This is a genomic window from Streptomyces sp. S07_1.15 (genome assembly GCF_020739505.1).
GTDB lineage: Bacteria > Actinomycetota > Actinomycetes > Streptomycetales > Streptomycetaceae > Streptomyces > Streptomyces xinghaiensis.
In genome coordinates this window covers 194,323-219,282 of the sequence record NZ_JAJBZK010000001.1, presented here as the reverse complement: position 1 = coordinate 219,282, position 24,960 = coordinate 194,323, and the positions used below count along the sequence as shown (strand labels likewise).

Here is a 24,960-nt window from a genome sequence, read left to right as displayed (position 1 = left end):
GCCGCGCCGCACCCGCCGCGGGGCGCCGCGCGGGGGAAGCGCGGGCCGGACGGCCGCCCTCTGCCGTTCCGGGGCCGGGCGTGGAAGAGTCCTTCCGGGGCGCTGCCCGGCACGCCGGCGGGCCGCCCGGTGGCAGCCCCCCGCCGGGCCGCTCCCGGGCGCGGGCGGCGGCCCCCTCGTTTGCCGCACCCCCCACACCCCCCACACACCGCACTCCAGGAGACCGTGATGAGGACCACCAGGACCCACCGAGCCGCCCGGACACCCGCCACCGGCCGCACCCGGAGGGCCGGGCGCGGGCCGGGGGCGCCGCGGACCCTGACCCTGGCCACCGCCCTGCTCGCCGGGGCACTGCTGGCGGCGGCCACCGCCTCACCCGGCTTCGCGGGTCCCGCACCGGCCGCCGCCCCCGGCCCGTCCGTCACGCTGATCTCGGACGTCCGGCTCGACGACCGGGCCCTCTACTTCGTCTCGTACAACGGTCTGGTCAACAACAACTCCTTCCAGAAGAACGGGCTTCTCACCCACCGCGGCCACCAGTACGCCGCCTGGTACACCGCCGACCGCAGCGCCGTCATCGCCCGCCGCGCCCTCGGCAGCACCGACTGGCGCACCCTGACGCTCGACCACCGGCTGACCACCGACGACTCCCACAACGTCATCTCCATGGGGGTGTCCGCGGCCGACGGACGGCTGCACATCCTGCTGGACTCGCACAGCGACGGGCTCCACTACGTCAAGTCCGAAGCCGGCCTGATGAACGACCCCGCCGCGCGGGCCTGGCGGCGGGACGCCCTCGGCCCCGTGCGGACCAGCCTCGACGGGCTGCGCCTCACCGAGCAGTTCACCTATCCGCAGTTCGTCGCCGCGCCCGGCGGAGCGCTCCAGCTCAGCTACCGCGCCGGTGTCTCCGGCAACGGCCGCAACGGCCTGGCCGAGTACGACGGCGGCGGCTGGCGGGCGCTCGGCGAGTGGACCAGCTCAACCGGCACCTACACCAGCGAGCACGGCTCCAGCGCCACGCGGAACATGTATCTGCACGGCATCGACTACAGCGCCGACGGCACCCTGCACGCCTTCTACACCTGGCGCGAGGGGAACAGCGCCGTCATGTGCGCCGGCGGCGGGCTCACCAACCACGACACCGGCTACGTCCGCTCCACCGACCGCGGACGCACCTGGCGCAACGCGGCCGGCACGGTCGTGGGCACCACCGGCGGCGGTGACCGGGTCGCGGTCGGCGACCCCGGGACCGTCGCCGACCCGCTCAGCCCCGACCACGCGCTGATGAACCAGGAGAGCCAGGCCACCGACTCGCGGAACCTCCCGCACGCGGTCATCAGCTACGTCCCGGGCCGCTTCGGCCAGTGCACCACCGACTACGTCCGCGACCGGGTGGACAACGGCCGGGCCTTCCACGTCCGCCGCGACGCAGCCGGAGCCTGGCACAAGACGGAGATCCCGGAGCCCCTGCGGTCCAGCCAGCGCACCAAACTCGCCTTCGACCGCCACGACAACGCCTACGCGATCCTGCCCTTCGGCCGGATCGCCGCCGCCTCGGCGGCCTCCGGCTGGACCGACTGGACGCTCCTGTACGACGCGAGCGGGCTGAACGCCTTCGGCGAGGTCGTCCTCGACGAAACCCGGCTCGCCCAGGACGGCGTGCTGTCCTTCCTGTACCAGGAGAGGTCCACCGGGACCACGCCCTCCCCCGTCCACGTCATCGACTTCGCCCTGCCCGGCTGAGCGGGCCCGGCCCGGGCCGCCACTCCGGGGCCGCCGCTCCCGGGCGGCCACGTCCGGCACCCGCCCCGTACGGAGGCACCACCGGGCATCCGGAGGCGCGCCCGCCCGGGCACGGCACAGCCGGTCACGCGAAGGAGCGTCGCGTCATGACCCTGCTCGATCCCCAGGCCTGGAGCGGCCTCGGCTGGACCGGAGGCCGGCAACGGCTGTCCGGCGGTGAGATCCCCGTCAAGGAGGAGCCGGCCACCGGCGAGATGCTCGGCAGCACCGGCGCCCTTCGGCGGGGTGGCCGCCTCCGGCACCGGTTCGCGTTTCGGCGGCGACGCCAATCTCGACGCCTTCACCAGCCTCCGCTGGCTCACCGTCGGCTCCACGACGGCGGGTCATCCGTACTGACGGCGCGCCGTCAGTACGGAGGGAAAGCCCTGGCCCGGCGGACGGGAGCGGCCCCGCCCGCCCGGCCGGCAGCCGGGCGGACGGGGCCGCTGAGACGCATGCGTTTCCTCAGCCGGTGCCGTTCCCGGCCTCGTGGATCCGGGCCGGCAGCGTGCGGTGGCCGTTGGAGATGAAGGACGCCACGGGCCGCAGCTCGTCCTCCGCGCAGCCGAGCTCCAGGTCCGGGAAGCGGTCGAAGAGGGCGGGCAGTGCGATCTCCGCCTCCAGCCGGGCCAGCGGAGCGCCCAGGCAGTGGTGCACGCCGTGGCCGAAGGCGAGGTGCTCCTTGTTGACCCGGGTGAGGTCGAACCGGTCGGCGTCCGCGCCGTGCAGCCGGGGATTGCGCCCGGCCGCGGCATAGGCGGCGAGGATCGCGTCCCCCTTCTTGATGGTCACGTCACCGGCCCGGATGTCCTCCACCGCGTAGCGCAGCGGCAGGCTCGCCACCGGGGACTCGACGCGCAGCGCCTCCTCGATCACATCGCTCCAGGAGACCTTGCCCTCGCGGACCAGGGCCCGCTGCTCCGGGTGGGTCAGCAGCAGATGGATCGCGTTGTCGAGGAGGTTGACCGTGGTCTCGTGCCCGGCGCTGATCACCAGCAGCAGGGTGTCGATCAGCTCCGGCTCGGTCAGCCGGGAGCCGTCCTCCTCTCGCGCGGCGATGAGCAGGCTCGTCATGTCGTCGGCCGGCTCGCGCCGCTTCAGGGCCACCAGTTCGGTGAGCAGCACATGGATGCCCTCGAAGGTGGCGGCCACCTCCTCGGCGTCCGCGGTGGTGTTGAAGATGCTGTCCACGAGGGTGCGGAACTTCTCCCGCATCTTCTCGTCCTCGACGCCGAACAGCTCGCAGATGACCTGGATGGGGATGGGGTAGCAGTACTCCTCCCGGAGGTCCACCACCTCACCCGCCGGCACGGCCGCGAGCTTCTCGATCAGGCCCGCGGTCAGCTCCTCGATCCGGGGGCGGAGCGCCGCCGTCCGGCGGGCGGTGAAGGCCGTGGCGACGAGCTTGCGCAGCCGCCGGTGGTCGGCACCGTAGGCGGTGAACATGTTCGTCACCGCGACCCAGGTGAACAGCGGCCACTCCGGGGTTATCTCCCCGTTGATCCAGGCCGGCCAGTGCTGCCGGGGATCCTTGGAGACGCGCGGGTCGGTCAGCAGTTCCTTGAGCAGGGTGGCGTCACTTACTGCCCACGCCACCACCTCGCCAGGGAGTTCCACCAGCGCGACCGGCCCCCGCTCCCTGATACGGGCTGCCTCACCGTGGATGTCGCTGCCGGAAGGATCGATGACGAGGGGGCGGGTTGTGGTGTCCATCCACTGTCTCCATTTTTCTTGTCTGCGACCGCGGGTGAGGCGACCGGAGGAAAGCGAACCGGAAGAGCGGCCAGTGCCCGGTGGAAGGGCCCCGGACGCCAACTCAACTGCTCTACCCCGACGGAGAGTTCGACATCCGGAAGACGGTCCAGAAGTTTCTCCACCGCGACGGCCGCGATCAGCCGGGCGGGGTCCTTGGCCGGGCAGCCGTGCGGCCCGGCGCTCCACGCGAGATGCGCGCGGTTGCCGCCGCGGCGCTCGGAGACCAGCGTGGGATCGGTGTTCGCGGCGGCCAGGCTGACGAGCACGGGCTCCCCCGGGCGCAGCGTGTGGCCGCCGAAGTCCTGCTCGTGCAGCGGGTAGTGCACGCAGTAGTTCGCCATGGGCGGGTCGTGCCACAGCACCTCGTCGAGGGCGTCCTCGACCGGCATGCTGCCGCCCGCCAGGTCGCCGGCGAAGCGGTCGTCGGAGAGGAGCAACAGCAGGCCGTTGCAGATGAGGTTCTGCTGCGGCTCGGTGCCCGCGCCCATCAGCAGAACGAGCTGCTGCATCATCTCCTCGTCGGTGAGCCCCGCGGGATGGGCCATCATCCAGGACGTCACATCCGGTCCCGGCTCCGCCCGCTTGAGGGCGACCAGCCCGGCGACGCCCTCCAGGAGTGTCTGGTTGGCCTTCTCCGCGTCGGCCTCCGAATCGAAGATCCCGGACATGCCCTCGACGAGCTTGGAGCCGATGTCGGACGGGCAGCCGAAGAGCCGCTCGAAGACCAGCAGCGGGAGGCGGGCGCCGTACTCGGCCAGCAGATCGGCCTCGCCCCGGGGGCCGAAGCGGTCGATCAGGGTGTCGGCGCTGTGCTCGACGTAGCCGCGCAGGGCATTGGGGTCCACCCGGTCGAGGCTGTCGGTGATCGCCCCGCGCAGCCGCGCGTGGTCGGCCCCGTCGGTCCACAGGGCGTTCGGCCGGTACATCATCATCGGGACGACCGGGCTGTCCGGCGGGACGGTCCCGTCGGCGAGGGCACGCCACCGCCGCGGGTCCTTGGAGAACCGCTCCGGGCTGCGCAGCACGTCCAGAGCACCCTCGTACGAGGTGACCAGCCACGCCTCGACGCCCTCGGCGAGCTCCACCGGGGCGACGGGACCGTAGGTCCGCAGCCGCGCGTAGGCGGCCGCCGGGTCGGCGGCGAACTCGGGGCCGTAGAGGCGCTCGATCCCGCTTCCGGCACCGCCGGCGGCCGGCTTCGCGCCGGTCTCCCCGGCGTGTGCCGGGCAGCCGGGTGGCGGCGGCTGGGTGTCGGGCCCGGATGGATGAGTGGTCACATGTTCTCCTGCGCGAGACGGGTCTGGAGGTACTGGACGAGAGCGATCAGGGCGTGCGTGGAGGAGATCCGGTCCCGGGCGTCACAGGTGACCAGCGGGGTCTCGGGAAGCAGGTCGAGGGCTTCCCGGATCTCCTCGTCGGGGTAGGAGGGGGCGTCGTCGAAGCGGTTGACCGCCACGGCGTACGGCACGGCGTGCTCCTCCAGGAGCCCCATGACGTCGAAGGACTGGTCGAGTCTGCGGGTGTCGGCGAGCACCAGCGCCCCGAGGGCGCCGTGGGTCATGTCCCGCCAGAGCCGGGTGAAACGCTTCTGCCCGGGCGCCCCGAACAGATAGAGCACCAGTTCCTCGCTGAGCGTCAGCCGGCCGAAGTCCATGGCCACGGTGGTGGTGGACTTCTCCGGGACCCCGGCGAGGTCGTCGATGTGGGCACCGGCCTCCGACAGCGTCTCCTCCGTGCGCAGCGGCCGGATCTCCGAGAGGGTGCCCACGAAGGTGGTCTTGCCGACGGCGAAGTGCCCGACGACGAGGATCTTGGCCGCGGTGCTGACCGTATCCGGGAGATAGACGTGGTCAGAGGCGAGCGCGGAGCCCATCGAGCACCTCCTGCAAGAGCTGGGCCTGGGGGAGTTGAGCCCTGGGGACGGGGGCCCGGGTGGTGATGTGGCCGCTGTCGATCAGATCGCTGAGCAGCACCTTGACGACGCTGACCGACAGCTCCAGGTGGCCCGCCACCTCGGCGACCGAGAGCGCACCGCCCCGGCAGAGCTCCATCAGGCGCTTCTTCTCCGGGCTCAGTCCGCTCAGCGGCCGGTCGTTCATCGCCATGACGAGGGTGACTAAATCCAGCGTGTTGCGCGTCGGGTGCGCACGGCCGTCGGTCACCACATACGGGCGTACGAGTCCCCGCTCCCTCCTGCGGGGCGGGCTCACGCCGGGCCGCCGGCGTGGGAGACCGCGTCGTGCCGGGGCGGACTGGTCAGCTCCTTGCCCAGGCGGTCGACCAGCTTGTGCATCCGGTACGTGACGGCCTCCATGTCCACGTTCTGGGAGGCGGAGACCGCGAGATAGGCGCCCGTGCCGGCGGCGATCAGGAAGACGTAGCCACTGGCGAACTCGACCAGGGTCTGCTGCCACGGGGATTCCTCCCGGGCGCAGAACTCGGCCGTGCTGCGGCTGATCGACTGGAGGCCGGAGAGCGCCGCCGCCTGCCGGTCGGCCTCGTCGCGGGTGATGCCCTCGGAGTGGGCCCGGAGCATGCCGTCCGCGGAGAGCAGGATGGCGTGCCGGGCCTCCGGCACCTTCAGCACCTCGTCGAGCATCCAGCCCAGTTCATTGGCCGTACGGGGGTTCATCGCTGGGGGGTCCCTTCATCGTCCGGGGAGGAGAGACGGCCGGAACGGGTGCCACGCGCGAAGGCACCCATGCGGGAGGCGGTTTCGTGGGCCGGGCGGGCCGGGGGCGGCTCGGCGCCGGGCTGCGCCACGGGGGCGCGGGTGGCGGCCACGTGCTCCGGTACGGGTTCCCGGCGGCGCCGCTTGGGCAGGCCGAGCGCCGTGGAGGCGGGGGCCGGCTCGGGTGCCTCCGGCTCCGCGGGCGCGGGCGGCGCCGGTGCGGCGGGCGCCGGTGCCGGGGCGGCGGGAGCGGGCTCGGCGGTCACGGCGGCGGGGGCAGGGGCGGCGGCCGCGGGCCCGGTCCGCTCGTCCGCCGAGTCGGGGGTCTCGGTGATCACGCTGGTGAGCAGCTCCTTCGGGAGGAACAGCACGGCCCGGACGCCCCCGTAGGGTGACCGCGTGTCGACGGACACGCTGAACCCGTACCGGGCCGCGAGGACGCCGATCACGGCGAAGCCGAACTGCGGCGGGTCGCCGAGCCGGTTGATGTCGATGTCCTGGCGGCCGGAGAGCAGCAGGGTCGCCTTCTGGATCTCCCGGTCGTCCATGCCGACACCGGCGTCGTCGATCACGATGGCGGTGCCGTTGTGCGCGGCCCTGAGGGTCACCTCGACCTGGGTGTTGGGCTGGGAGTGGCGCGCGGCGTTGTCGAGGAGCTCGGCGACTGCGAGCACCACCGGTTCCACGGCCCGGCTCACCACGGCCAGGTCGACCTGCGCGTGGACCTCGACCCGGCGGTAGTCCCGGATCCGGCCCTTGGCGCCCCGGACGACGTCGACCAGCGAGGAGGCGGCGCGCTGCCGGCCCGGCCAGGAGCCGCACAGCACCGCGATGCCCTGGGCACGCCGGCCGAACTGGGCGTTCGCGTGGTCGATCTCCAGCAGGTCCTGGAGGACGTGCGGGTTGTCGTGGTGGTCCTGCATGTCGGTGATGGCGAGCTGCTGCTCGTTCGCCAGTCCCTGCAGGGCGCGCATCGACGACTTGAGCGCGGCCTTGGCCGACTGGTCGGCGCGGGTCCGGGCCCGGTCGGCGGCGCCGGTGAACAGGTCGATCACCGTCTGCAGGCTCTCGGCGAAGGAGGTGCCTTCCAGCCGGTCGTGGAGCAGACCCGGCATGGGACCCGGCTGGGCCTGCGAGGATTCCATCGCGGGGAGGCGGACCTCCACCAGGTGCCGGGCCTCTTGGTCACGGGCGCGGAGACCGTTCTCCAGTGCTGCCGCGTGCCTGCGCAGAGCCTTGGTGATGCCCCGCTGGCGGACCAGCAGGACCAGGGCGGCGAGCAGACCGGCGACAAGACACCAGAAGACCGCCTCCGGTGCGTATTGAGTCATCGGATCCTCGTTGCTTGGGGGCGAGGGGATACCGGGGGAGATGCGACGACGGGAACGCCGCCGGTACGGGTTCTGTCCGATTCCGGACAAGTGGCACCGGCGGTCGGCACATGGGACATGTGGGCCCCGCTGTCGGCGTCCGCCACGGAAGCGCTGATGTGTTCATCATCTTAATCATGGATCGACGTGCCAAGTGGCCAGGGGTTTTGTGAAGTTGACGTGCAGACGGGGCCGTTACGGCCGGTGGTGTGACCGGGGGTAGGAGGGGCTGGTGAAGGCCGCTGGCGGACGTGCTCCGCCGGGATGATCCGGACGGTTACGGGACGAATACCGGCCACATCCGGAAGCTTTTGTTCCGTACCGGTCACGGACGGCGATCCGCCGTGGCGGCCGCGCCACCCGGTGTGACCGGGGACACGGAACCCGGCCGGTGGCGGCCCCCTGCGGGACTGCCCGCGCGGACCGGGGATACTGCGCCCATGCGCATCGACTTCGATCCCGCCGCCCTCGGCAGGAACCCCTTCTACAAATTCATGAACGCGGTGGTCGTGCCCCGGCCGATCGCCTGGATTTCCACGACGTCGGCGGACGGCGTGGACAATCTTGCCCCGCACTCCTATTTCACCGTGTCCTGCATCGACCCGCCGATCGTGCAGTTCACCTCCGTCGGCCGCAAGGACTCGCTCAACAATGTCGAGGCGACCGGTTCCTTCGTGGTCAATCTTGCCCCCGAGCACCTCTTCGAGCAGATCAACGCCACCTCCACCGACTTCCCGCCCGGCATCAGCGAGTTCGACGCCGTGGGTATCGCCCGCGAGCCCAGCACGCGGGTCAAGCCCCCGCGCGTGGCCGCCTCCCCGGCCGCGCTGGAGTGCGAACTGCACAGCACCGTCCGGCTCGGTGACAGCACGGTCGTCTTCGGCCGCGTGGTGCACGCGGCGGTCTCCGACAGCGTGCTCGTCGACGGGCACCCCGAGGTGACGAAGCTGCGGCCGCTCACCCGGCTCGGCAAGGACGAGTGGGGAACCATGGGCGAGCTCCTGGAGATCACCCGCGTTCCGTACGCGGAGTGGCGGAACGGCCCCGGCCGCACCGGTGGCGCCGGCTGACGGCAGCCGCTCACCGCTCAGGTGTCCGCGTCCCCGGGGCGGGGGCCCGGGGACGGCCCCCGGGCGGCTCGGCGCGGACGCGGTGAGGCCGTCCCGGCACGGGCCCGGGACGGCCTCACGCACGGAGCGGGCGCGGGGTCTCAGCCGCCGTTCACCAGCTCCATGTAGCGGTCCCAGTCCCAGTGCGGGCCCGGGTCGGTGTGACTGTTGCCGGGCACCTCGGTGTGCCCGACGATGTGCCGTCGGTCCTTCGGGATGCCGTGGGTGTCGCAGAGGTGGGCGGTCAGGGCGGCCGAGGCGCGGTACAGGGCGTCGGTGAACCAGGTGGCGTCGGCGACGTAGCCCTCGTGCTCGATGCCGAGCGACCGGGGGTTGGCGTCCCGGGCGTGCCAGGCGGTGTCCGCGTCCCGCACCATCTGCGTCACCTCGCCGTCCGAGGAGCGGACGACGTAGTGGGTGCTGACCCTGGAGGCGGGGTTGCGGAACCAGTTCACGGTGCCGGTGTACGTGCCCTGCGCGACATGGACGATGACCGTGTCGATCGCGTCGGAGCGGCCCGCACGGTAGTTACCGGGGTGGGCGGGGACCCAGCGGGCCGGCGGGTAGTCCGCGCCGCGGGGGTCCGGCTCCTCCGTGGGGCCGGGCGCGGGCGGCGGCACGTCCGTGTACCGGCCGCGCTCGGGACGCACCTTCCGCCCGGGGGTGGTGACGCGCTCGCCCTCGCCGGTGCGGGCGCGCACACCGGCTTCGAGGATGGTGTAGACGGTGTCGGCGTAGAACCGGCCCATCCGGAGATCGGCCGGGCTGCCGTACCGGGCGACGGCCGGGTACCAGGCGGCGGGCCGGTCCCGGTCCCGCTCGCTCACCCCGGCCCGGTCCGCGTACGACTCCAGCACGGCGGCGCCGCCGCGGATGTTGGCGGTGTTGTCGTGGCGCAGCTCCCGCTCGGAGGCGCCGGTGAGCTCGGCCGCCTCCTCCAGGGTGTGCCGCCGGGGGCTGCTCACCAGGTGCATCACGCCGTATCCGCCGGCGTGGCTGGGCTCGCCGTCGTGCCCGTCGAGCCGGGTCTCCCCGAAGGCGACCGCCACGAGCAGATCGCGCGGGACGCCGAACTCCTCGGCGGCCTGCGAGAAGGCTCTGTTCACGGGCCCGGGCCCGGTCTCCGGGGCCGCCGCGGCGGAGGGGGCGGCGAGGGCGAGAGCTGTGGCGGCGGCGATGCCGAGCAGGGCCTTGCGTCCGCGGGTCCGCGGGAGGGTGCCGGGGTGCATGGGGCGTTTCCTCTCTCTTCCACCGGTCCGGTGGAAGAGGAAAGGGGGAGCCCGCCGGGCCGGTCGGCGCGTGCTGGTCCGCACGCCGTGACTGACGCAGGTCATTACATGACGGTTCGCCCCGGTATTGGCGGGCGGCGCGCACGGCCGCGGCCCCGGTGTCCCGCGCACGGACGCAGCACCGGGACACGGAAACGGCCGTCCCGCGCCGGAGGGGCGCGGGACGGCCGCCGCCGTGCGGGCCGTGGGGATCAGCCGGCGGACTCGCCCGCGAGGGGGTCGAGGGTATCGGTGCCGATCAGGACGAAGAGGACGGCGCCGAGGGCTATCCGGTAGATCACGAAGGGCATGAAGCTCTTGGTGGTGATGAACTTCATGAACCAGGCGATGACGGCGTAGCCGACGAAGAAGGCGACGACCGTGGCCAGGATCGTCGGCCCCCAGGAGACGTGGCTGTCACCGCCGATCTCCTTCAGCTCGTAGGCGCCGGAGGCCAGCACCGCCGGGATGGCCAGCAGGAACGAGTAACGGGCCGCCGCCTCGCGGGTGTACCCCATGAAGAGGCCACCGCTGATCGTCGCGCCGGACCGGGAGACACCGGGGACCAGCGCCATGGCCTGGCAGAAGCCGAAGATCAGGCCGTCGCGGACGCCGAGATCCTTGAGGGTCTTCCGCTCCTTGGCCACCCGGTGTCTGCCGCCGGTTTCGTCACGGGCCGCCAGCCGGTCGGCGATCCCCAGGACGACGCCCAGCACGATGAGGGTGGTGGCGATCAGCCGCAGATCGCGGAACGGGCCCTCGATCTGGTCCTTGAGGGTCAGGCCGAGCACACCGATCGGGATGGAGCCGACGATCACCAGCCAGCCCATCTTGGCGTCCTGGTCCGAGCGCATCTCCTTGTCGGTCAGCGACCGGGTCCAGGCGGAGAGGATGCGCCCGATGTCCTTCCGGAAGTAGATCAGCACCGCGGACTCGGTGCCGATCTGGGTGATCGCCGTGAAGGCCGCTCCGGGATCCTGCCAGTCGGCGAAGGCCGCGGTGAGCCGCAGATGGGCACTGGAGGAGATCGGAAGGAACTCGGTCAACCCCTGGACGAGCCCGAGGATGAGTGATTCGAACCAGGACATGGAGCTTGTGCCACCCAAGGAAGGATCATGTGCTGACCGCTGGAGCCGCGGCTCGGGTCAGGAAGACGGAATGCCGGACAGGATGCGTTGCTCGATAGGCGCGTGAAAAGGCGGCGGCGACCGGTGATCGCACGCCGACCCGGGGCAGCGTAGCGCCCCCGGGTGAACACGTGTCGGGCGGCCGGGGTCCGGGGGCGGGGGCCGGCGTCCGGGCGGGCCGCGGGCGGCGCCCGTGGCTCAGGCGGAGCGCAGCCGTCCGCGTTTGCGCCAGGCGACGGCCAGGGCGGTGAGCCCGCTGACCGCGATGAACCCCATCGCGATCAGAAAGGCCGGAGAGGTCGGGGTGGCGGCACTGCTGCCGGCGATCACGTACGCGGCCGTGTTGGGGATGCTGCCGAGCCCGGTGGCGAGCAGAAACGGCAGCAGCCGCATCCGGGACACCGCGGCGCAGTAGTTGGCCGCCGCGAAGGGCACTCCGGGGAAGAGGCGCACCGCGAGAACGGAACGGAACCCGTGATCGCTGAGCTGCCGGTCGGCGGCGGACAGCCAGCGGCCGCGCAGCAGCGGCCGCAGGGCGTCCTGGCCGAGGGCACGGCCGAGGACGAAGGCGATGCCCGCCCCGATCACCGTGCCGGCGATGGTGGCCACCAGCCCGAACTGCGAGCCGAACAGGGCGCCTCCGGCCAGGTTCAGCACCGGGCGGGGCAGCAGCGCGGCCGTGCAGAGCCCGTACGCGGCGGCGAAGAGCACCACGGCACCGCCGCCGGAGATCCGTGGCGGCCAGCCCGCGGTGAGGAACCGGTGCGGCTCCAGCACGGCGACGGCCGTCGCGGCGCAGCCGACGAGGACCACGAGCAGGACGAGCCGGGACCACGGGGAGAGCAGGACCCTGGCCGTACGAGCGGGGAGGCCGAGGGGCTGAGCGGCGGGGTGGTGCATGCGGGGAGCGTAACCGACCACCGGTGGTGATCGCCGCGCAAGTGTGCCTCCCCGCCGCGGAGACGGGCGCCCGCGCCGCCAAATCCGGTGGACGGCGCACGCTCCGGTGGCGATGCTTGTCGCATGGTCCGGCACACCCTCCTCCTCGTCGGGTCCGCACTCGCGGACCCCCCGGAGGCTGCCGCCGGACACCTGCAGGCCGGTGCCGATGCCGCGCCCGCCCCTGCCGTGACTCCAGCCCCCGCCGCGACTCCCGCGGCCGCCGCCGTCGCGGCCCCCGCCGCCACAGCTCCCGGCGGCGCCCGAAGCTGACCCTTCCCGGATCGTCCGGCGGACCCCGCAGGGGGAGGGTCGGCCAGGCCGAGGGGTCCCGCTTCCACTCCGCACATCCGGGGATGAACCATGCCCAAGCAGGCTTACATCCGCACCAAGCCGCACCTCAACATCGGCACCATGGGCCATGTCGACCACGGCAAGACCACACTGACCGCCGCGATCACCAAGGTGCTCAGCGAGCACGGCTCCGGTTCCTTCGTGCCGCTCGACCGCATCGACCGGGCGCCCGAGGAAGCGGCGCGCGGCATCACGATCAACGTCGCGCACGTCGAGTACGAGACGGGCACCCGGCACTACGCCCATGTCGACATGCCCGGCCACGCCGACTACATCAAGAACATGGTCACCGGGGCGGCCCAGCTCGACGGGGCGATCCTCGTCGTCTCGGCGGTCGACGGGGTCATGCCGCAGACCGCCGAGCACGTGCTGCTCGCCCGGCAGGTCGGAGTCCGCCACATCGTCGTCGCGCTCAACAAGGCGGACGCCGGTGAGCCGGAGCTGACCGACCTGGTGGAGCTGGAGGTGCGCGAACTGCTGTCCGCGCACGGCTTCCCCGGCGAGACCACCCCCGTCGTCCGGGTCTCCGGGCTGCGGGCGCTGGAGGGCGACCCGCGGTGGACCGCCGCGATCGAGGCACTGCTCGACGCGGTCGACACCTGGGTGCCGGTCCCGGTCCGCTTCACCGGGGCGCCGTTCCTGCTGCCGGTGGAGAACGTCCTGACCATCACCGGCCGCGGAACGGTCGTCACCGGCGCCGTCGAGCGCGGCCGGGTGCGGCTCGGCGACCGGGTCGAGGTGCTCGGGGCCGGGCTGGAGACCACCGTGACCGGGGTCGAGACGTTCGGCAAGCCGATGGAGTCGGCCGAGGCGGGCGACAACATCGCGCTGCTGCTGCGCGGGGTCCAGCGCGACGCGGTCCGCCGCGGTCACGTCGTCGCCGCGCCCGGCAGCGTCACCCCGCGGCGGCGGTTCACCGCGGCCGTACGCCTGCTGTCCTCGGCCGAGGGCGGCCGCGGCACCCCGGTGACCGGCGGCTACCGGCCGCAGTTCCACATCCGCACAGCGGACGTGGCCGGCGAGCTCGGCCTCGGTGACGCGGCCGTGGCCCTGCCGGGGGAGACGGTCACCGTCACCGTGGAGCTGGGGCGCGCGGTGCCACTGGAGCCGGGCCTCGGCTTCGCGATCCGCGAGGGCGGCCGCACGGTCGGCGCCGGAACGGTGACGGCCGTGGCGGAGTAGGCCCCGGTCACCGGCCGGCGGGTGGAGGGGCGGACGGGCGACGAGCGGCCCGTCCGCCCGTGCCCGGCGGCGGGTGCCCTCCCGGACAGGCCCGGCGGCCCGTACCCCGGTGGTGCGGGCCGCCGCCGTGTCCCCGGGACGCGGGCCCGGTTCCGCGCGGCCGTCACGCGGTGCCAGACTGCTCGCACAGGAGACCGACCGGACGGTAGGAGGGTGGGGCATGGCGGAGACTGCACTGGTGCTCGGCGGCGGAGGGCTCACCGGGATCGGCTGGGAGGCCGGTGTCCTGGCCGGGCTGGCCGAGGCCGGCGCCGACCCGGGCGCGGCGGATGTGGTGATCGGCACCTCCGCGGGGTCCGTCGTCGGCGCGCAGCTCACCTCCGGCAGCGTCACCCCCGAGGAGCTCTACGAGCGCCAACTCGCCGATCCGCGGGGCGAGGTGGCCGGACGGGTGGGGCCGGCCGTGATGTCGCGCTACGCCCTCGCGGCCCTCCGCTCCCGCGACACCCGCGCCTTCGGCCGGCGCATGGGCCGGCTGGCCCTCGCCACCCGGACGGCGGCGGGCGAGGCGGACCGGCGAGCGGTCATCGGACGGCGGCTGCTCTCCCACGCCTGGCCGGAACGGCGGCTCCTGATCACCGCGGTCGACGCCGCCACCGGGGAGTTCCGCGTGTTCGACGCGGCGAGCGGTGTGGGGATCGTGGACGCGGTCGCCGCGAGCTGCGCCGTCCCGGGCGTCTGGCCGCCCGTCACCATCGGCGGCCGGGACTGGATCGACGGCGGGGTCCGGTCGAGCGCCAACGCCGACGTGGCCGACGGCTGCCGCCGCGTCCTGATCCTCGCCCCGATGGCCGGCGGCGGCGGACCCGTCCCGACGGTGCGTGCCCAGGCGGAGCGGCTCGCGGCGGGCGGCGCCCGGGTCGAGCTCATCACCCCGGACCGGGCCGCCCGGGCCGCCTTCGGCCGCAACCCGCTGGACCCGGCGCGCCGGGCGGCCGCCGCCCGGGCGGGCCGCGCCCAGGCGGCGGCCCACGCGACCGCGGTCAAGGCACTCTGGCAGGACTGAGCGGGGCCCCGCACGGCGGCCGCCCGGCGGGCACCCGCCCCCGGCCACCGCGCCCCGGCCGCCGCACGCACCCCGCCGGCGACCGGAACGCCACCGCCGGAAGCGGCACAATGGGCGGGTGGACGAGCCGATACCGGTGACCCGTGCCGTGGACCACGGCACGGCGAAACTCATGCCCGACACCGACCGGCCGCGCGCCTGGCTGCTCACCGTGGACGGCGCGCCGCAGTCGTACGTCGACCTCGACGCGCCCGCGCACCTGGAATTCGAGTACGCGCGGCGGATCGCGCACGTCCTCGGCACCGCCGCCGCGAGCGCGGAGAGCGCCCGGGCCGGAGCGGGGCCGGCCGTGCTGCACCTCGGCGGCGGCGCGCTGTCGCTGCCCCGCCATGTCGCCGCGACCCGCCCCGGCGCCCGGCAGACCGTCGTCGAAGCCGACCGGGCGCTGCTCCGTCTCGTCACCGAACACCTCCCGCTGCCCCCGGACAGCGGCATCGAACTGCACGCCGCCGACGCCCGCGCCTGGCTGGAGAACGCGCCCCCGGCGGCCTACGACCTGCTGGTCGCCGACGTGTTCGGCGGCTCCCGGGTGCCCGCGCACCTCACCTCCGTCGAGTACGCCCGGGCGGCCGCCCGTGTCCTGCGCCCCGGCGGGGTCTATACGGCCAACCTGGCGGACGCGGCCCCGTTCGGCTTCCTCCGCTCCCAACTCGCCACCCTCGGGGCGGTGTTCGAGCATCTCTGCCTGATCGCCGAACCCGCGGTGCTCCGCGGGCGGCGCTTCGGCAACACGATCCTGGCCGCCTCGCGGGAGGAATTGCCGGTGGCGGAGCTCGCCCGGCGCTGCGCCGCCGATCCCTTCCCGGCCCGGGTGGAGCACGGCGGCGCCCTGGCCCGGCTGACGGCCGGCGCGGCCGTGGTGCGGGACGGGGAGGCCGCGCCGTCGCCCCTCCCGCCGGAGGGCGCCTTCAGCATCGGCTGACCGCGTCCTCCGCCGCCCGCCGCCCGCCGCCCGCCGCCCGCCGCCCGCGCCCGTCAGCCCGGCCGCCGCCCGCCGTTCTTCCCGGCGTCCTCCGTCGCGGTGCGCGGCGCGGGCGCGGGCACCGCCGGCACGGGGCCGGCGGCCGGGCCCGCGAGGACGTCCACCGGCCCCGGCCCGCCGTGCTCCCGGCGGGTCAGCCGCCGTACGTCCGGCACCGTCAGCACCGCCGCCGTCAGCAGGACGATCAGCGCCGAGCACCCCCACAGCGCCGCGCTCCGGCCGAACACGCCGGCGACCGGGCCGGCGAGCGCCACCGCGACGGGCACCATCGCGAGCGAGCCGAACATGTCGTAGGAGGAGACGCGCGACAGCTTCTCCTCGGGGATCTCCTGGTGCAGGGCCGTCATCCAGGTGACGCCGAAGATCTCGATCGAGATGCCGGTCACGAACATCACCAAGCTCAGCACCGGGGCGGAGACGGGTATCGCGAGGGCCGCCGAGGGCACGGCCAGCACGAACACCGACAGCGCGCCGGTGAGCAGCAGACGCCGGGGTTTCCAGCGGGTCATCAGCAGGGCGCCGAGGACCGTGCCGGCGCCCAGCGCGGCCAGCGCGAGCCCCCACGGCCGGGCGCCGCCCAGATGCTCCTCGGCGACCAGCGGCCCGTAGACCGCCTCGGCCGCGGCGATGACGGCGTTGACCACCGCGAACTGGAGGACGACGCTCCACAGCCAGGGCCGCCCCGACACTTCCCGCCAGCCCTCGCGCAGATCGGACAACAGGCCGCGACCGGGGGCGCGTTCGGCCATCCCGCGCAGATCGAGGAAGGCGCGGAGCGCGGCGGCGACGGCGAAGGCCGCCCCGTCCAGCACGAGGACCCAGCCGGGGCCGACGGAGGCGACGAGCGCGCCGCCGAGGGCCGCGCCGCCGATGTTCGCCCCGTTCACGCCCATCCGGAAGAACGCGAAGGCGCGCCCGGCCTGGTCACCGGAGACGCTGGAGAGCAGCATGCCCTCCGCGGCCGGGGCGAAGAACGCGTGACCGGTGCCGCCGAGGGCCGAGAGCAGCATCATCTGCCACAGCCCGGGTTCGCCGGTGAGCACCAGAACCCCGAAGGCGCCCTGGGAGAGGCAGTTGAGGGTGTTGGCCGTCACCATCACCCGGTGGCGGGGCAGCCGGTCCGCGACGGCGCCGCCCACAAGCAGGAAGAGGACGAGCGGGACCGTGCGGGCCGCGGCGACGAGGCCCACGTCCGTACCGCTGCCGCCCGTTTCCAGTACCGCGAACGCCGCCGCGATCAGGGCCCCGGAGCTGCCGAGGCCGGTGACCACGGCGGCGGCGGTCAGCAGGGTGTAGTTGCGGCCCGCCCACGCGGGGCCGGCGGGGCGGAGGGGGCGGCGTGCGGGGCGCGGTGGCGGCATGGCCGGTTCCTCGTCGTGATCGCGCCCGCCCCGCCGGTGGGTTCTCACCGGCGGGACGGGCGGTGTACGGGGTGCCGCGGGGGACGGCTCAGGAGGAGGTGAGCGGCCGCAGCGTGTTCATGATCTTCTTGACGGTGGCGTCCGCGAGCTCGTCCTTGACGCCCTTGGCGGCGTAGAGGCACCAGACCGCGTAGTCACCGTTCTCCGTCTTGTAGGCGACGGTGTACGCCTTGCCGTCCGAGGAGCACTTGTTCTCCTTCTTCACCCCGGTGACCGTGGCGGAGGAGGCGTAGCCCTCGATCCCGTGCTCGCTCGTGAAGGCCTTCGCCTTCGTCACCTTGCGGGTGCCGGTCTCGTCCTGGTCGAAGGCGGCGAAGACCCAGACCTCGGCGGCCGTCTCGGCGGCGTTCTGCAGGCTCTTGGCCCCCTGGGCGCCCTTGGTGCCGACACCCGCCAGATCGGAGGTGTCGTCCCCGACGGTGCACCAGTCCTCCCCGTAGAAGGCCGGCGCGCTCATGATGATGATGGGCTTGGGGATGTCTTCCTTGCTGTTGGCGTCCTCGAAGCCGATGGAGAGGGTCGGGGACTCCACCTTCCAGTCCGAGGGGACGTCGAAGGCGTTCTGGCGCTTGGCGCTGACGACGGTCTGCCAGCCGTCGATCACGGGCTCGACCGCGGGATTGCCGCCGCGCGGGTTGTCGAGATCGCCGCCGTCGTCCTCGGTCTCGGTGGGAGACGGCGGGGCGGACACCGACTTCTCCGGCCCCGGCTTGCCGCCGGCCTCCGGTTTGTCGTCGTCACCGCCGATGAGCAGGAAACCGGTGACACCACCGGCGACCAGGACCGCGAGCGCCGCCCCGATGGCGACGAGCTTCGTCTTCCTGCCGTCGTCCGGCGCCTGGGGCGCGCCGGGCGTCCCGGGCGCGGCCCACTGGTTGGTCGGCTGCTGGTACGGATTCGGCTGCTGGAATCCCGGCTGCTGATAGGGGTTCGGCTGCTGGAACCCCGGCTGCTGGTAGGGATTCGGCTGCGGTTGCCCCGGCTGCTGGTACGGATTCGCGTTCGGGTCCTGCGGGTTCTGCTCGCCCCCGGGCGGCTGCTGTCCTGGCCACATGGCGTAACCATAGAGCCGCCGGACCCCGGCCTGCCACGCCGGGCCGTACTGCCGCGCGAGCGGCGACCCGCGCCTCCGCGCGGGGCCGGTGCCGCCCGGGGCGCCCGTCCGCCGTACGGTACGCGGGACCACGCGGGCACGGGGCCCGCCGTGGTGTGCCGGAGCGGGGCGATGCGCCGCGGACGGCGCGGACGGCGCCCGGGGCGCGGACGGTGCTGACGAGAATGGAGAAACCATGGCGGAACGGGCGTTGATCGCGGCGGTGGCGGGCCGGGAACCGGTCGTCCACGAGGGGGCGTTCACCGCGCCCACCTCGGTCGTGCTGGGCGAGGTCACCCTGGCCGCGGGGTCGAGCGTCTGGTACCACACCGTGCTGCGCGCCGACTGCGGCCCGGTCGTCATCGGCGCGGACAGCAACATCCAGGACAACTGCACGGTCCATGTCGACCCCGGCTTCCCGGTGACCGTCGGCGAGCGGGTCTCCGTCGGTCACAACGCCGTCCTGCACGGCTGCACCGTCGAGGACGGCTGCCTGATCGGCATGGGGGCCACGATCCTCAACGGCGCGCACATCGGCGCCGGTTCGCTGGTCGCCGCGCAGGCCCTGGTGCCGCAGGGGATGCGGGTACCGCCGGGCTCGCTGGTGGCGGGGGTGCCCGCCAAGGTGCGCCGGGAGCTGACCGGGGAGGAGCGGGAGGCCCTGCAGCTCAACGCGGCGATGTACCTGGAGCTGGCGGAGGCCCACCGCGAGGCGGCGGACGCGGGGCGCGGCGGGGACGAGGAGACCGATGAGAACGGCGGGAACGGCGAGGACGGCGAGGGACAGCGCGGCGGGGGCGGTCCTCGCTGACGTGCCGCCGGGGACCGGCCGTTGACCGCCCCGCCGGTGCGCCGTGTGGGGCGAAGGTCACAGCCGGTTCCCGGCCCCGGCGGGGCTACCGCTGAGTACCGTGGCCGGGTGCCGAAGAAGCAGAAGCTGTTCCCCGCCCTCGCGGCCTGGCGCCGCCGGACGCTCTCGCGGGCCGTGCACCGCGGCGCGCGCTGGGTGCGGGAGACCGGAGCCGTCACTGCGGAGCGCCCGGGCCCGTACCGCTTCGGCCGGATCGGCGAGGGCACCCGGCTCGCGTACCCCCAGGGCACGGTGTTCGGGGAGGAGTGGATACGCCTCGGTGAACACTGCGTGATAGGTGAACAGGTCACCCTCACCGCCGGGATGATGCCCGGGCTGGACCTCGGCCCCGACCCCGTGCTGACCCTGGGCAACGGCGTGGTGCTGGGCCGGGGGAGCCATGTGGTGGCCTCCCGGCCGGTGGTCTTCGGCGACGACGTCTTCTGCGGCCCGTACGTCTACGTCACCAGCGACAACCACTCCTACGACGACCCCGGCACCCCCGTGGGCCGCCAGTGGCCGCGCACCGCGCCGGTCGAGATCGGCTCCGGCAGCTGGCTCGGCGCGGGCGCGGTGATACTGCCCGGGGCGCGGCTCGGCCGCAATGTGGTCGTGGCCGCCGGTTCGGTGGTGCGCGGCACGGTCCCCGACCACGCGGTGGTGGCCGGGGCGCCGGCCCGGGTGGTCCGACGCTGGGAGCCCGCGACGGGCTGGCAGCCGCCGCTGCGGACCCCGGCGCCCGTCCCGCCGCCCGAGGGGGCCACACCGGAGCAGCTGCGCGCCCTGGAAGGCGCCACGCCGGAGCAACTGCGCGCCCTGGCCGCGCTCGGCTCCCTCACGGAGGACTCCCCGGCGGCGGAACCGGACGCGGCCGGGGCACCGGCCGGCCGCTGACCGCCCGGGCCCGGGGCACGGACGCCGGGGTGTGGACGCCGGGGTGTGGACGCCGGGGTACGGGGACCCACGGACGGGCCCCGGGGGCGGGGCGAGGAGGGGAGACCCGGCATGAGCAACCGCAGACTGCGGATCCTGCTGGCCGCGGCGGTCGCCGTCCAGGGGATCGCGCTGCTGCTGTACGCGCTCCGGCGCTACTGACCGGTGCGGTCCCGGAACGCTTCCGCGCACTCCGGCCCGCGGACGGCCGGGACGGCCCGGGGGCCCGGGAGGCCCGTGGTGGTGGGGGCGCCCGGGGCCCAGAGGGCTCAGGGGGCGTCCGCGGGCTCGTACGGCCGGTCGTCAGCCCGCCGTGAGCAGCGTGGTGCCGAGCAGGGCCAGCCCCGCGCCGACCGCCTGCACCGCCAGCAGCCGTTCCTTCAGCAGCCCGCGGGCCGCCAGCGCGGTCACGACCGGATAGAGCGAGGCGAGCACCGCCGCGACGGTGACCGGCCCGTTCTGGGCGGCGAGCGCGTACGTGCCGTTGGCGGCGACGTCGGCGAGGCCCACGAACGCCAGGGACGGCAGCGCGGCGAGGACCACGCCCGACCCGCCCTCCGCAGCCGGGGGAAGAGCCGCGCCGCCCCGCCGTACGGAGACCAGCAGCGAGGTGCCGCCGACCGCGATGTTCGCCAGCCGCTGGACGAAGAGGGCGAGGAACAGGCCGTTCAGCGTCGAGGAGGCCTCCGCGATCAGCGCCATCACCGTGCCGAAGCCCACCGCCGCCACCAGGGTGTAGAGGACCGCGCGCCGCTGGACCGGGGCCCCGCGCAGTTCGGGGCCGCCCGCGAGCAGCACACCGGCCACGGCGACCAGGATGCCCGCGGCCTGCAGGAGCCCCGGGCGTTCGCCGAGCACCAGCCCCACCCCGACCGGCACGGCGACCCCGAGCGCCCCCAGCGGCGAGACGACGCCCATCGGGCCCAGGGCGAGCGCCTTGTAGAAGGCGAACATGGCGGCGGGCCCGGCCACACCGGCGGCCACCGCGAACCACAGCTGCGGGCCGGCCTCCCGCCAGGCGCCGGTGAGCAGCACGATCACCGCCAGCACCAGCGCGGCGACGGTCTGCGAGACCACGACCACGGTGAGGGCGGGGATGCGGCGGGTGAGCAGGCCCCCGCCGAAGTCGGCGAGCCCCCAGAGGAGACTGGAGGCCAGAGCGAGGACCGCGGTCATGTGTTCCCCCGAAGTACAGTGCGATGGATGTTCCGGTACACCCCACAGTAGTACACGAAAATAAACTCACGAATCCAATGGATTGGACTCTGGACTCGCTGTGACGGATCTCGACCACCTCACCCAGGCCCTGGCGCGCAATCTCAAGCGCTGGCGCGGCGAACGGGGCTTCACCCTGGACGCCCTCGCCACCCGCTCCGGGGTCAGCCGGGGCATGATCATCCAGATCGAGCAGGCCCGGACCAATCCGAGCGTCGGCACCACGGTGAAGCTCGCCGACGCCCTCGGTGTGAGCCTCACCGCCCTCCTCGACTACGACCAGGAGCCCCGGGTGCGGGTCGTGAAGCCCGAGGAGGCGGTGCGCATGTGGTCCACCGAGGCCGGCAGCGCCACCGTGCTCCTCGCCGGGGCCCAGGCCCCCGGACCGCTGGAGCTGTGGGGCTGGACGCTGATGCCCGGCGAGGGCACCGCGTCCGACGCGCACCCCGCCGGCACCCATGAACTCCTGCACGTCCGGGAGGGGGAGCTGACGCTCGTGCTGGACGGCGAGGAGTACCGGGTGCCGGCCGGGTCGTCCGCCGCCTTCGAGGCCAACGTGCCGCACGGCTACCGCAACGACGGGACGGAGGCGGTCGAGATGAACATGGTCGTGTCGGTCCCGCCCGTCCGCTGAGCGCCCGCCCCGGGAGGCCCGCGCCCGGTCCTCCCGGGGCCCGGCCCGCCCTGCCTCGGTCAGCCCAGCCGGGGGATCTCGATGGCCGGGCAGCGGTCCATGACCATGTCCGGGCCGGCGGCGCGCACCCGCTCGTACGCCGCTTCGTCCACCACGCCGAGCTGGAACCAGACGGCCTTCGCGCCGATCGCCACCGCCTCGTCGGCGATCCGCCCCGCCAGGGCGCTGTTGACGAAGACGTCCACGACGTCCACCGGGAACGGGATCTCGGCCAGCGAGGCGTAGCCCCGCTCGCCGTGCACCGTCTCCGCCTTCGGGTGCACCGGCACGATCCGCTTGCCGAAGCGCTGCAGCACCCCCGCCACGCCGTAGGCGGCGCGGGCCGTGTTGGAGGACAGGCCCACCACGGCCCAGGTGTCGCCGGTGCCGGTCAGAATCCGCCGGATCGTCTCCGTGTCTGCGTCCATGCCAGCACGAACATACCGCCGTCCGGCACCATTCCCGCGGGCTTAGGCTGACCGGATGGAGGAGCAGCAGTACCGCACGGTGGCGCGCGAGGGCGAACACGAGACCGAGGTCAAGAGGTCCCGTTTCCTCACCACCCTCGCCCCCGCCGCCACCGAGGCGGACGCGTGGGCGGTGATCCGCCGCGTCCGCGAGCGGCACCCGGGCGCCACCCACCACTGCTGGGCCTATGTCATCGGCGCCTCCGGAGCCGTGCAGAAGTCGAGCGACGACGGCGAGCCCGGCGGCACCGCCGGGGTCCCCATGCTGCAGATGCTGCTCCGCCGCGAGGTGCGCGACATCGTCGCCGTCGTCACCCGCTGGTTCGGCGGTGTGCAGCTCGGTGCCGGCGGCCTGATCCGGGCCTACGGCGGCGCGGTCGGGCAGACCCTGGACGTGCTCGGCACCGTCGCCCGGCGGCCGGTGCGGCTGGCCACCGTGACCGTCGACCACCAGCGCGCCGGAAAGCTGGAGAACGATCTGCGGGCGACCGGCCGGGCGGTGCGCGAGGTGCGCTACGGCGACCGCGTCCGCATCGAGATCGGCGTGGCGGAGGGGGACCTCGACCGCTTCCGCGGCTGGCTCGCCGACGCCACGGCCGGGACCGCCGCCCTGGAGCTCGGCGGTGTGACGTACGTGGAGGGCTGAGCCCGCCGCCCGGTCCCGGCACCGGGCGGCCTGCAATTTCCTTTTCCTGTGGAATGCTTATCGGACGGTTATTCGAGTATTCCGCCGCGCATAGCCATATCACTTAACCTTATTTAGCCGGAATCAATTGACGCGGTCGCGGTCGGGAATTTACCGTAGTTTTTGCAATGACCTCTCTATTTCATGGATGACATGACAGAGGCATGGCTGCCCCATTCCCGGGGTGTCAGTTCCCCCGAACGCGGTGGCGGCCGACCGCGTGGAAAATCCTTTCTGTTGACCAGGAAAGGTGACAAAGAGACCGGCCGCAGTCCACAAGACCAGACCCCCTCGAAGAAGGTCGGAAAAGTGACAGCAGACCGGATTCTCACCTGGACACCGACGGCCGTCGTCTTCGACTGCGACGGCACCCTGATGGACACCGAACGACACTGGCAGGAGGCGCGCCGCCGGGTACTCCGGGAGTACGGAGTCACCCCCGGCGCGGAATTCTCCGAACGTGCGAAAGGAATTCACTACACCGACTGCGGCCGTCTGCTGGCGGAGACCGCGGGACGCCCGGAACTGACCGGGAAGATGACCGATGAGTTGCTGGAAAGTTTCCGGTCGCTCGTCGCCGAGGATCCCGTCACCGCGCCCGGGGCGGTGGAAATGGTGGCGCTGGCCCATGAGTTCGCCCCGCTCGCGGTCGCCAGCAACTGCCCGCGCGATGTCGTCGAGACCTGCCTGGACACGGCGGGGCTGCTGCTCTATTTCGACCATGTCGTCGTGCCGGGGGAGGGGATGCCGCCCAAGCCGGCCCCGGACCTCTATCTCTCCGCCGCCGAAGCCTGCGGCGTCGACCCGGCGGAATGCCTGGCGGTCGAGGACTCGCTCTGCGGCATCCGGTCCGCCGTCCGGGCGGGCATGCGGGTCGTCGGGGTCGGTCCGCGTCCCGACGAGGAGTCCGCCGCCCTCGTGGATCTCTGGGTGCCCTCACTCGGGGAGCCCCGCCTCGTCGCATGGGCGGAGAGCCGCCCCGCGATCCCCGAGGGCGGGTCCGGCAGCACGTCGCCGCGGGTCGTACCGCCCCGCGGCTCGTCCCCCGGAGACGCGGCCACCCCGGCGGCCCGGCCCGGGGAGACCGCTCCCGGAGGGGGCTCCCCCGGAACGGCGCCCTGACCGGCGGGGCGCCGGTGAACCGGCCGTCGTGGCGCGCTCGCGGCCCAGGCCCCGGCCCTGGCTCCGGCCCGCATCCGCCGTCCCTTCTTCCCGGAGGCCCGGAGGCCCGGAGGCCCGGCGGCGGGGACGGCTTCCGGGCCGTCACCGCGACGGCTGCTCGCGGCCTTCCAGGAACGGGGCCAGCGCACGGACGCCGCCGTCCGCCGAGGCGTAGAACAGGCCGATGCCCACGGCCCCCGGGTCCGGCACTCCGGACACCCGGTCACCGAGGTAGCTGGCCCGCCCCCGCCGTGCCCGGAGCCGCGCGGTGTTCCGCACACCCTCCCAGGCGCCCCCGGCGGCGCGGACGAGCGCCGTGTCGGGCGGCGCGTCCGGCGGGCAGGCGCCGAGTGCGCGGGCGGCCGGGGCCAGGGCGTCGACCAGCGTCTTGTCCCCGGCCCGGGCCTCGCCGACACGCTGGATGACGGCGAGCCCCTCGCGGGTGCCGGCCGCGAGACCGGGCGTGGTCAGGGCGGGCCCGGTCTCGCGGACGGCGCAGGCCAGCCGCTGGAAGAGCAGGCCGAACAGCGGGCCGCTCGTCCCGCCGACGCTGTCGAGGAAGGCCGTCGCCGTGGTGAGGAGCGGAGCGGAGGCGTCCTCCGGCTCACCGTCGGCGGCGGCCTCGTCCAGCATCCGCAGCGCGGTCGTCAGCCCGGTGGTGAGGTTGACGCCGAAGTCGCCGTCCCCCGCGCGCTGGTCCAGAGCGGTGAGCTCGGGTTCCGTGGCGCGGACCGACGCGGCGAAGCGCCGTATCCATCCGCCGGTGAAGGCGGCATCGAAGCTCGTCATGGCAT

General features: G+C 73.9%; 24 protein-coding genes. 10 read left to right on the top strand and 14 right to left on the bottom strand.

What is annotated here, in order from left to right:
• Positions 1 to 228: 228 nt before the first annotated feature.
• A complete protein-coding gene (locus tag LIX60_RS01055) occupies positions 229 to 1,746 on the top strand; it encodes a BNR repeat-containing protein (RefSeq protein ID WP_227956761.1) in 1,518 nt (505 codons plus the stop codon).
• A gap of 504 nt (positions 1,747 to 2,250) precedes the next feature.
• On the opposite strand, the gene LIX60_RS01050 is transcribed toward LIX60_RS01055, so the two are convergent.
• The 6 genes from LIX60_RS01050 to LIX60_RS01025 are packed head-to-tail and all read right to left on the bottom strand — an operon-like array spanning position 2,251 to position 7,542.
• Complete coding sequence (locus LIX60_RS01050) at positions 2,251 to 3,384, bottom strand: cytochrome P450 (RefSeq protein ID WP_227962563.1); 1,134 nt, start codon at positions 3,382 to 3,384, stop codon at positions 2,251 to 2,253.
• Positions 3,366 to 4,817, bottom strand: coding sequence for a cytochrome P450 (locus LIX60_RS01045; protein WP_227956760.1), 1,452 nt, complete (start codon positions 4,815 to 4,817; stop codon positions 3,366 to 3,368). The genes LIX60_RS01050 and LIX60_RS01045 overlap by 19 nt, the downstream gene beginning before the upstream one ends.
• A complete protein-coding gene (locus LIX60_RS01040) occupies positions 4,814 to 5,413 on the bottom strand; it encodes an ATP/GTP-binding protein (RefSeq protein WP_043467865.1) in 600 nt (199 codons plus the stop codon). Before LIX60_RS01040 ends, LIX60_RS01045 begins: the two co-directional genes overlap by 4 nt.
• The gene (locus tag LIX60_RS01035) at positions 5,391 to 5,705 is read right to left on the bottom strand and encodes a DUF742 domain-containing protein (protein ID WP_241843610.1); all 315 of its coding nucleotides are present in this window, start codon (positions 5,703 to 5,705) and stop codon (positions 5,391 to 5,393) included. Before LIX60_RS01035 ends, LIX60_RS01040 begins: the two co-directional genes overlap by 23 nt.
• A gap of 41 nt (positions 5,706 to 5,746) precedes the next feature.
• A complete protein-coding gene (locus tag LIX60_RS01030) occupies positions 5,747 to 6,172 on the bottom strand; it encodes a roadblock/LC7 domain-containing protein (protein ID WP_019708286.1) in 426 nt (141 codons plus the stop codon).
• Complete coding sequence (locus tag LIX60_RS01025; protein ID WP_227956759.1) at positions 6,169 to 7,542, bottom strand: ATP-binding protein; 1,374 nt, start codon at positions 7,540 to 7,542, stop codon at positions 6,169 to 6,171. Before LIX60_RS01025 ends, LIX60_RS01030 begins: the two co-directional genes overlap by 4 nt.
• 479 nt (positions 7,543 to 8,021) lie before the next feature.
• Here LIX60_RS01025 and LIX60_RS01020 point away from each other — a divergent pair, with 479 nt between their 5' ends.
• The gene (locus LIX60_RS01020; RefSeq protein ID WP_227956758.1) at positions 8,022 to 8,651 is read left to right on the top strand and encodes a flavin reductase family protein; all 630 of its coding nucleotides are present in this window, start codon (positions 8,022 to 8,024) and stop codon (positions 8,649 to 8,651) included.
• 140 nt (positions 8,652 to 8,791) lie between these two features.
• Here LIX60_RS01020 and LIX60_RS01015 read toward each other — a convergent pair whose 3' ends face one another.
• From LIX60_RS01015 to LIX60_RS01005, 3 genes are all read right to left on the bottom strand, one after another.
• Positions 8,792 to 9,919 carry an N-acetylmuramoyl-L-alanine amidase gene (locus LIX60_RS01015; RefSeq protein WP_308100988.1) on the bottom strand — a complete coding sequence of 376 codons (1,128 nt, stop codon included), beginning with the start codon at positions 9,917 to 9,919 and terminating at the stop codon, positions 8,792 to 8,794.
• 251 nt (positions 9,920 to 10,170) lie between these two features.
• Positions 10,171 to 11,046 (bottom strand): undecaprenyl-diphosphate phosphatase, encoded by an 876-nt coding sequence (locus LIX60_RS01010; RefSeq protein WP_227962562.1) that lies wholly within the window; start codon positions 11,044 to 11,046, stop codon positions 10,171 to 10,173.
• A 237-nt stretch (positions 11,047 to 11,283) separates the two neighbouring features.
• Complete coding sequence (locus LIX60_RS01005; protein ID WP_227956757.1) at positions 11,284 to 11,985, bottom strand: TVP38/TMEM64 family protein; 702 nt, start codon at positions 11,983 to 11,985, stop codon at positions 11,284 to 11,286.
• Between the two features lie 402 nt (positions 11,986 to 12,387).
• Here LIX60_RS01005 and tuf point away from each other — a divergent pair, with 402 nt between their 5' ends.
• From tuf to LIX60_RS00990, 3 genes are all read left to right on the top strand, one after another.
• Positions 12,388 to 13,560 carry an elongation factor Tu gene (gene tuf, locus LIX60_RS01000; RefSeq protein WP_227956756.1) on the top strand — a complete coding sequence of 391 codons (1,173 nt, stop codon included), beginning with the start codon at positions 12,388 to 12,390 and terminating at the stop codon, positions 13,558 to 13,560.
• A gap of 220 nt (positions 13,561 to 13,780) precedes the next feature.
• Positions 13,781 to 14,626, top strand: coding sequence for a patatin-like phospholipase family protein (locus LIX60_RS00995; RefSeq protein WP_227956755.1), 846 nt, complete (start codon positions 13,781 to 13,783; stop codon positions 14,624 to 14,626).
• Positions 14,627 to 14,744: 118 nt separating this feature from the next.
• Positions 14,745 to 15,608 (top strand): spermidine synthase, encoded by an 864-nt coding sequence (locus LIX60_RS00990; RefSeq protein ID WP_227956754.1) that lies wholly within the window; start codon positions 14,745 to 14,747, stop codon positions 15,606 to 15,608.
• A 53-nt stretch (positions 15,609 to 15,661) separates the two neighbouring features.
• Here the strand turns inward: LIX60_RS00990 and LIX60_RS00985 are convergent, their stop codons facing one another.
• Together LIX60_RS00985 and LIX60_RS00980 are read right to left on the bottom strand one after the other, a co-directional pair.
• Positions 15,662 to 17,029: an MFS transporter gene (locus LIX60_RS00985; RefSeq protein WP_227956753.1), complete on the bottom strand. Its 1,368-nt coding sequence runs from the start codon at positions 17,027 to 17,029 to the stop codon at positions 15,662 to 15,664.
• Positions 17,030 to 17,117: 88 nt separating this feature from the next.
• Positions 17,118 to 18,143, bottom strand: coding sequence for a hypothetical protein (locus LIX60_RS00980; RefSeq protein WP_227956752.1), 1,026 nt, complete (start codon positions 18,141 to 18,143; stop codon positions 17,118 to 17,120).
• A gap of 235 nt (positions 18,144 to 18,378) precedes the next feature.
• Between LIX60_RS00980 and LIX60_RS00975 the strand changes: the two genes are divergently transcribed.
• Positions 18,379 to 18,993, top strand: a complete 615-nt coding sequence (locus LIX60_RS00975) for a gamma carbonic anhydrase family protein (protein WP_227956751.1) — start codon at positions 18,379 to 18,381, stop codon at positions 18,991 to 18,993.
• 108 nt (positions 18,994 to 19,101) lie between these two features.
• The gene (locus LIX60_RS00970) at positions 19,102 to 19,926 is read left to right on the top strand and encodes a DapH/DapD/GlmU-related protein (RefSeq protein ID WP_227956750.1); all 825 of its coding nucleotides are present in this window, start codon (positions 19,102 to 19,104) and stop codon (positions 19,924 to 19,926) included.
• Between the two features lie 342 nt (positions 19,927 to 20,268).
• Here the strand turns inward: LIX60_RS00970 and LIX60_RS00965 are convergent, their stop codons facing one another.
• Positions 20,269 to 21,141: a DMT family transporter gene (locus LIX60_RS00965; RefSeq protein ID WP_227956749.1), complete on the bottom strand. Its 873-nt coding sequence runs from the start codon at positions 21,139 to 21,141 to the stop codon at positions 20,269 to 20,271.
• A 100-nt stretch (positions 21,142 to 21,241) separates the two neighbouring features.
• Here LIX60_RS00965 and LIX60_RS00960 point away from each other — a divergent pair, with 100 nt between their 5' ends.
• A complete protein-coding gene (locus LIX60_RS00960; protein ID WP_227956748.1) occupies positions 21,242 to 21,814 on the top strand; it encodes a cupin domain-containing protein in 573 nt (190 codons plus the stop codon).
• 59 nt (positions 21,815 to 21,873) lie between these two features.
• Here LIX60_RS00960 and LIX60_RS00955 read toward each other — a convergent pair whose 3' ends face one another.
• Positions 21,874 to 22,281, bottom strand: a complete 408-nt coding sequence (locus LIX60_RS00955) for a CoA-binding protein (protein WP_227956747.1) — start codon at positions 22,279 to 22,281, stop codon at positions 21,874 to 21,876.
• A 55-nt stretch (positions 22,282 to 22,336) separates the two neighbouring features.
• On the opposite strand from LIX60_RS00955, the gene LIX60_RS00950 reads away from it, so the two are divergent.
• Positions 22,337 to 22,966, top strand: coding sequence for a YigZ family protein (locus tag LIX60_RS00950; protein ID WP_227956746.1), 630 nt, complete (start codon positions 22,337 to 22,339; stop codon positions 22,964 to 22,966).
• Between the two features lie 348 nt (positions 22,967 to 23,314).
• On the top strand, positions 23,315 to 24,127 hold the full coding sequence (locus tag LIX60_RS00945) for an HAD-IA family hydrolase (protein ID WP_308100983.1): 813 nt from the start codon (positions 23,315 to 23,317) through the stop codon (positions 24,125 to 24,127).
• A gap of 141 nt (positions 24,128 to 24,268) precedes the next feature.
• On the opposite strand, the gene LIX60_RS00940 is transcribed toward LIX60_RS00945, so the two are convergent.
• Positions 24,269 to 24,955 carry a DAK2 domain-containing protein gene (locus LIX60_RS00940; protein ID WP_227956745.1) on the bottom strand — a complete coding sequence of 229 codons (687 nt, stop codon included), beginning with the start codon at positions 24,953 to 24,955 and terminating at the stop codon, positions 24,269 to 24,271.
• Positions 24,956 to 24,960 lie beyond the last annotated feature (5 nt).

Excerpts from the sequence above, each read along its gene's own strand:
- LIX60_RS01040 (WP_043467865.1), bottom strand. The coding sequence starts at position 5,413 with ATGGGCTCCGCGCTCGCCTCTGACCACGTCTATCTCCCGGATACGGTC.
- LIX60_RS00980 (WP_227956752.1), bottom strand. The coding sequence starts at position 18,143 with ATGTGGCCAGGACAGCAGCCGCCCGGGGGCGAGCAGAACCCGCAGGAC.
- LIX60_RS00940 (WP_227956745.1), bottom strand. The coding sequence starts at position 24,955 with ATGACGAGCTTCGATGCCGCCTTCACCGGCGGATGGATACGGCGCTTC.
- LIX60_RS00955 (WP_227956747.1), bottom strand. The coding sequence starts at position 22,281 with ATGGACGCAGACACGGAGACGATCCGGCGGATTCTGACCGGCACCGGC.
- LIX60_RS00950 (WP_227956746.1), top strand. The coding sequence starts at position 22,337 with ATGGAGGAGCAGCAGTACCGCACGGTGGCGCGCGAGGGCGAACACGAG.
- LIX60_RS00985 (WP_227956753.1), bottom strand. The coding sequence starts at position 17,029 with ATGCCGCCACCGCGCCCCGCACGCCGCCCCCTCCGCCCCGCCGGCCCC.
- LIX60_RS01020 (WP_227956758.1), top strand. The coding sequence starts at position 8,022 with ATGCGCATCGACTTCGATCCCGCCGCCCTCGGCAGGAACCCCTTCTAC.
- LIX60_RS00965 (WP_227956749.1), bottom strand. The coding sequence starts at position 21,141 with ATGACCGCGGTCCTCGCTCTGGCCTCCAGTCTCCTCTGGGGGCTCGCC.
- LIX60_RS01055 (WP_227956761.1), top strand. The coding sequence starts at position 229 with ATGAGGACCACCAGGACCCACCGAGCCGCCCGGACACCCGCCACCGGC.
- tuf (WP_227956756.1), top strand. The coding sequence starts at position 12,388 with ATGCCCAAGCAGGCTTACATCCGCACCAAGCCGCACCTCAACATCGGC.
- LIX60_RS01030 (WP_019708286.1), bottom strand. The coding sequence starts at position 6,172 with ATGAACCCCCGTACGGCCAATGAACTGGGCTGGATGCTCGACGAGGTG.
- LIX60_RS01025 (WP_227956759.1), bottom strand. The coding sequence starts at position 7,542 with ATGACTCAATACGCACCGGAGGCGGTCTTCTGGTGTCTTGTCGCCGGT.
- LIX60_RS01015 (WP_308100988.1), bottom strand. The coding sequence starts at position 9,919 with ATGCACCCCGGCACCCTCCCGCGGACCCGCGGACGCAAGGCCCTGCTC.
- LIX60_RS01010 (WP_227962562.1), bottom strand. The coding sequence starts at position 11,046 with ATGTCCTGGTTCGAATCACTCATCCTCGGGCTCGTCCAGGGGTTGACC.
- LIX60_RS00995 (WP_227956755.1), top strand. The coding sequence starts at position 13,781 with ATGGCGGAGACTGCACTGGTGCTCGGCGGCGGAGGGCTCACCGGGATC.
- LIX60_RS00975 (WP_227956751.1), top strand. The coding sequence starts at position 18,379 with ATGGCGGAACGGGCGTTGATCGCGGCGGTGGCGGGCCGGGAACCGGTC.
- LIX60_RS01005 (WP_227956757.1), bottom strand. The coding sequence starts at position 11,985 with ATGCACCACCCCGCCGCTCAGCCCCTCGGCCTCCCCGCTCGTACGGCC.